7 protein-coding genes and 1 pseudogene are annotated in these 5,416 nt (G+C 46.8%); 1 reads left to right on the forward strand and 7 read right to left on the reverse strand.

What is annotated here, in order from left to right:
• Positions 1-215 (reverse strand): annotated as a pseudogene (locus EGK14_RS21460) (hemagglutinin); the annotation flags it as partial.
• Between the two features lie 24 nt (positions 216-239).
• Here EGK14_RS21460 and EGK14_RS20910 point away from each other — a divergent pair.
• Positions 240-434 carry a hypothetical protein gene (locus tag EGK14_RS20910; protein WP_233598563.1) on the forward strand — a complete coding sequence of 65 codons (195 nt, stop codon included), beginning with the start codon at positions 240-242 and terminating at the stop codon, positions 432-434.
• A gap of 57 nt (positions 435-491) precedes the next feature.
• Here EGK14_RS20910 and EGK14_RS21675 read toward each other — a convergent pair whose 3' ends face one another.
• The 6 genes from EGK14_RS21675 to EGK14_RS20945 all read right to left on the reverse strand — a co-directional run.
• Positions 492-1,640 carry a hypothetical protein gene (locus EGK14_RS21675; protein ID WP_233598564.1) on the reverse strand — a complete coding sequence of 383 codons (1,149 nt, stop codon included), beginning with the start codon at positions 1,638-1,640 and terminating at the stop codon, positions 492-494.
• A 331-nt stretch (positions 1,641-1,971) separates the two neighbouring features.
• Complete coding sequence (locus EGK14_RS21765; protein ID WP_255416559.1) at positions 1,972-2,103, reverse strand: hypothetical protein; 132 nt, start codon at positions 2,101-2,103, stop codon at positions 1,972-1,974.
• A 41-nt stretch (positions 2,104-2,144) separates the two neighbouring features.
• Positions 2,145-2,549 (reverse strand): hypothetical protein, encoded by a 405-nt coding sequence (locus EGK14_RS20930; protein WP_233598565.1) that lies wholly within the window; start codon positions 2,547-2,549, stop codon positions 2,145-2,147.
• A gap of 259 nt (positions 2,550-2,808) precedes the next feature.
• Positions 2,809-3,147 carry a hypothetical protein gene (locus EGK14_RS20935; protein ID WP_233598566.1) on the reverse strand — a complete coding sequence of 113 codons (339 nt, stop codon included), beginning with the start codon at positions 3,145-3,147 and terminating at the stop codon, positions 2,809-2,811.
• A gap of 300 nt (positions 3,148-3,447) precedes the next feature.
• Positions 3,448-3,834, reverse strand: coding sequence for a barstar family protein (locus tag EGK14_RS20940; protein WP_125290990.1), 387 nt, complete (start codon positions 3,832-3,834; stop codon positions 3,448-3,450).
• A gap of 10 nt (positions 3,835-3,844) precedes the next feature.
• A partial coding sequence (locus tag EGK14_RS20945; RefSeq protein ID WP_199746513.1) for a VENN motif pre-toxin domain-containing protein occupies positions 3,845-5,416 on the reverse strand: 1,572 nt, incomplete at its 5' end.

The raw sequence follows: 5,416 nt of genomic DNA on the forward strand, positions 1-5,416 counted from the left end.
ACCAGGTTGCCGGGCATCTGGCTGCCAATAGGGCCGCCGCTGCTCATGCCCACGCTCTGGTGTTCGACCTTATAGTCTGCGCGGTTTTCAATACTGCTGAAGCCCAGCGTGCCCGTATCCAGCCGGTTTTTGTCCGCCGTCGCCGTCGAGCCGATAACCGCGGCGTTCAGCTGCGTGTGGTCGCCCACCGTCACGTCAAAGCCGCCCTTACCCGCAATGTCCGGGTAATGCCGGACTGCATGAGTATCACCAGACAGCAACCGCAGCCGGAGCTACCCACCGAGCCGGAAGTGGTGACCACGCTGCGTAAAGCCTGCAAAAAGCTCTCCGCACGCAAGCAGCGGCAGATTGAGGAGTTTATTCAGGTGCTCGCTACACTGCAGAAGCGGCCACGGAAGATCCCGGAAGGGTTGGTTGAGTGGCGACCACTTTAAGATAACTGGCTGGTTATAAAGTAAAAACCCCAGCCGGTTGACTGTGATTTGTCATCATTACTTAATCGGATAATTATAATGTTCGGGAACTTTATAATCTTCAGGGAAAGGTTTCTCATTAGGAATCTTGAAATAAATATCAATATCCTCAACCGCTTGATAAAAAGCTCCAGATACTCCCATCATGAAACTTCTGATGTGCAACAAAGCCGCTCGCATAGCCAACTCATCATTGCTATTTTTAGCCTTAATAAATAGTTCAACTGAGAGATTTATATTTTTAACATCCCTTTGAATGCTATCGACAAGTGAATAATCGTCGGCAAGATAAAGATTCTCATCTCGCAATTCATTACCTTCTTGTTTCTTTAAAAAAACCAGATACTCACGACTAAATTCATCCAAAGAATCAATATTTATCATTTTGGCAACCTCCGCTTTATTTAATTGCAGATTCCGTTTTTTCTGATTGTATGACCCATCAAGGTTAAGTACTGCTTTTACTTTACCTCTGCTATCAAAAACTTCAATATGGTCTTTATGCAGTCCATCCAGATAATATTTATCTCCTCTGGAAATATGCTCACCAATAGCATTTTTAGCTTGATAAACACTTTGCCCCTGGAATACCTGGCTAGATTTCTGCGAACTTTCTTTTGCCAGGTTACCAAAACCAGACTGTTTAAAGAACTCACCCATATCCCCTACAGCTCCTGAGTTTGGCACATGTGGAACTTTTTTACCTGGTAATATAATCCCGGCCAGCATCCCGCCCGTGGCTTCCAGTGCAGCCTGATTTCCCTCAGATGCCTGTTTGATCGTGTCGGCTACTGCTGAACAGGTATCGCTGCTCATCAGGGCTTTAACGCTGTCCGCCACTGCTTGATTTTTATCAGACAGGTCAATTAATGCTCTGTCGCAGTAGCCGTCGCCTGTTGCGCATGATGCCAGCGCCATAGCCGCATCGGCAATATAATCCGCTGAACCTATTGCCGTATCGCCGCTATCCGCAATAGCATTAATAATGCTGTTTGCTATAGCTGATGTCGTGCCTTCACCCAGCTTGTCGCGTGCCTGTTTCTTCCACCATTCTGCACATTCTTTGACTGGCTGACGGGCGTTATCTCCACTCAGCGCATTATTCTCAACAGCATTCTCCCTGGCCAGCGCCCCGGTCACCGCGCTGCCCGCGCCTTCTTCCGCCACCCCTCCGCCCGGCGTGCCCAGCGTTGCTGCTCAGGAAAAGTTGAGCGGTAAAAAAGATCCCAACCTGGTGGTCGGGATCGCTAATTACTGAGGATCAGATGGAGGAGATTTTCGGGCCTTTTTCTCGTCTATCTTCGCGAAGATCCACGCTCTCAGAGCCGCAGCTGTTCCCGCAATGATACTTGCAGCCAAAACATGTTCAGTATCTGATTGATCAATACTCAATTTATGGTTAATGAGTAGTTGTATAATTATCATAGCCAAAGAAAAGAAAATTAAACAGCAGAAAACCATGTATACAATGCTTAAAAATAGTAAAATTATAGTTGGCTTATTTTTTCTTTTCATTGATTCCATCCTTTGTAGCATTACTAATAAATTCTCCTCCTACTGCACCTATAATATCACCGACAGGGGCAGAACCTGAGCCTAAAACAGGGTTAAATAATGGTGGTGCAATCAAGCCAACTGCTGTACCAAACGCCCATCCAGCGCTTGTGCCAGTTAAGGCACCCTCATCAGGCCCATCAGTAAACCAGTTCCTCCCAGTGAGATCCCTAAGTTGGCTCCTATCCCACGCCCTGGAGCCAGCGCCCCGGTAACAGCCGCAGAAGCACTTCCCCAGTAATCCCATGTTTTTCGCTGGTATTCAGGCAGGCTCTGATTCTTCTTGCTATTGATATCAAACCACTGATAAGTACCATTAGCTATTTCAGCTATCGTTGCACCGGTCACGACTTTCCTGACACTTGCAGCAGGGCCTAAGTAAGCTGCTCCTGCAATCAGCACACCATCCTTATAACCATTCACGATAACTTTTGTAATATTCGCACTTTCTGGCAAGTCACCTTTTGCATTTTTACTCAGTGCTGCACTGACTTTTTCTGCTGGAGCTCCTGAATTCATCATTGATTCTCCCAAAGTACTGCTGCATTACCGTAGCTGTTGAATCCTGATGGCAAATTAAACAATTCATTATTCTCAACCGCATTCTTCCCGGCCTGCGCTGATGCCCTGCTGAAGGGCGCTGCCCGTTCCCCACGGCGCCTGGCATTATTGTAAGCCTTTAAGATTATCCTGGATGTGGTTCGGCTGATTATTAATTGGCTGAAAAAATCATAACACACTGAAATCAAAATAAAAAAATGAATGCGCAGCCGGGATTTTTTCAGCAACTTAATGAATAGACCTTTCTAAAGTCACTATAAGTTTCATGTAGATGGTAAAAATTTGCATCGGGAGCATCTTTTAATTCCTTATATCTCTCTATCATTTTTTTAAATAATCCTTCTGGTACGGGATAAGTATTTTTCTCATTTTTTGCACAATAGAAGTAGAAGAGCGCCTTTTCAAGCTCAGGGATGCTGATATCTTCATTTAGGATATAATTAAATGCAAATGACCATTCACTCTCAGATAAAAATAAGTTATTAAGGCAGATTGCTTTAAAAAAAGAATCGTCAACATGCGTTGACTGTAAGGTCTTTTTACACATATCTTCAGCCAATCTGATATCTATTGAAAAAAAAGAGCGTTGAGGTAGTCTATCATCTCACTAACAGTGATCTTCATAATATTTGATATCCGCACAACCATTCATTAAATAGTTATCTATGCCTTTCGTTAAATTTTCTTTAGTCTTATCAACTATCACTGGAATGCTCCTGTTTTAACAGTAGCTAATCGCTTCGAACCATCGGGTAGAATTTTCCTCACCGGCTTTATCGAGATTATCTGATGATCTCGCACCAAGGGAATTATCCCCTGCCTAACTTCCATTTATCTGCTTAAATTACATGACGTAACGTTAAGATAAAAGAATATTAGTAATATAATCACGATCTTTTTCCTGAAAAACCACCTCTAGTGTATGCTGCTCATAACCATACCAATCCAATACGGTATCTCTTAAAATTTCTAAATATATTTTTAGATCATTACGTGAAATATTTGGCAGCACATCATGAACTATTATTATTTTTTCCTCATTGATCCAATCAAAATCACGCAAGCAATCTTCCAATGCATTCCAGTTGAAACCAAAATATCCCGGAAACCATAACAGGTAATATAGAGATTTTAATAACTCGTCAGTATTAGAAATTAACGGATCTAATCTGGCGAAGAAGACTTCGCCTGTATCATATGATGCTGGGCCATCAGTAAACCTGAATACTTCATTATTATCAGTCATTCGTATTTTCCTATTTAATTCTTATAAACGTCTTATAATGGTCATTCGTATAATACGTTTCACCTTTCTGGCCAACAACTATCCGTTGGGGACCAGGACCAGAAATGCCCGGGGTTGGGTGTACATATTCCTTATAGTATCCGGGCTGTTGCGGAGGAAGCCCTGTTTCACCGGTAACCCTGTCAGGACGATTCTGGAATGTAGTTCCATCATTTCTATGTGGATAAGCACCACCAGTCTGTATCCTGTCAAGAGTAGGTTTTAAATCTACGGTTCCGCTAAAATTTTCGCCTGTTTTTATATCTCGTACATTTACACCATCAATAAATCGAATTGGTTCATTCGCATTTTTCCTGGCAATATTTTCTCCAGTTGACAAATAAGCCAAATCATCCTTATTCGGTCCATTCGGAACCGGTGTTACTGTGGTATTCCCGCCAGTATCCGGCGCACCTTCAGTATTTCCGGTATTTGTAGCACCATTTAGCCTTCGCTGATCTGGTGTGGTCAGTGTCGTTCCCCTACGGTTTTCCGGAAGTGGATTTTCCAGGCTGCCAATTGTCAGCGGCTTATCCGGTGCAGGGAAGATAGTAACCAGCCCTTTCTGATCCTGCGCAACCATATAGTCATAGGCTGCCCGCTGCTCCGGCGTTAGTTTTTCTATCAAATCGGCACGACCGGTCGCAGCAACACCCAATAAGTACTCTTTATCAGTATCTGAAAGCTTATCCAGTACGGTGACTGCGGTACCTATTCCCAGAAGACTTCCTAAACCTTTCTCGAACAAAGCATTACGACAGGCAGCGATTTTAGTACATCCTTCTGCGGCAAGTATTGCCCCTTGTCTCAGCACAGCCAGATTATTATTCTCAACCGCATTCTTCCCGGCCTGCGCACCCGTTACCGCAGCACCCGCACTGTCCCCGGCAAGCCCGCCCGCCAGCCCCGCCGCCAGCGTCCCCAGCGCGCTGATGGTCTGACGCTCCTCCTCGCTCAGGTCTGCACGGTCCACGCCCGGATAGAGCTGCTGCGCGATATACTCGCCCGCCGCGCCGCCTGACGCTCCCGCCAGCGCCGAACCGCCCGACGCCTGCGCCACCGCCGCGCCCAGCACCGCGTGCGCTATCAGGTTTGCCTCAACGTTAACCACCTCTTTGCCGTTTGCATCCGTGGTGGTGGTCGCTTTATGTATCAGCTCCGCCAGGTACGGCGCCGCACCGCCCGCAACGGCTCCCGCCACGTTGCCGCCCGCCAGCGCCGAGGCCGCCGCCGTCGCCGCGCTGATGCCCTGCTGAAGGGCGCTGCCCGTTCCCCACGGCGCCATGGCATTAGTGTAAGCCTGCTTCGCTATATCGTCGTAGCCGGGCGCCGTTTTCACCCCGTTCTGCCGCGCTTTTTCTTCCAGCTGCGTCTTCGCTGCCGCCAGCAGTTTCGGGTCCAGCTTCGCCTTCTCGCCGGCTATCTGGCCCTGCGTCCTCACGATATCGCTGGCCTGCAGGCCGATATCCACCACCGCCTGCACCGTCTCCACCCGGCGCTGCTCTTTCTCCCTGTCGAAGATTTTATCCAGACCCGGGTTGGC

Origin of the sequence: Erwinia sp. 198, assembly GCF_003937915.1 — a bacterium.
Classification (GTDB): domain Bacteria; phylum Pseudomonadota; class Gammaproteobacteria; order Enterobacterales; family Enterobacteriaceae; genus Erwinia; species Erwinia aeris.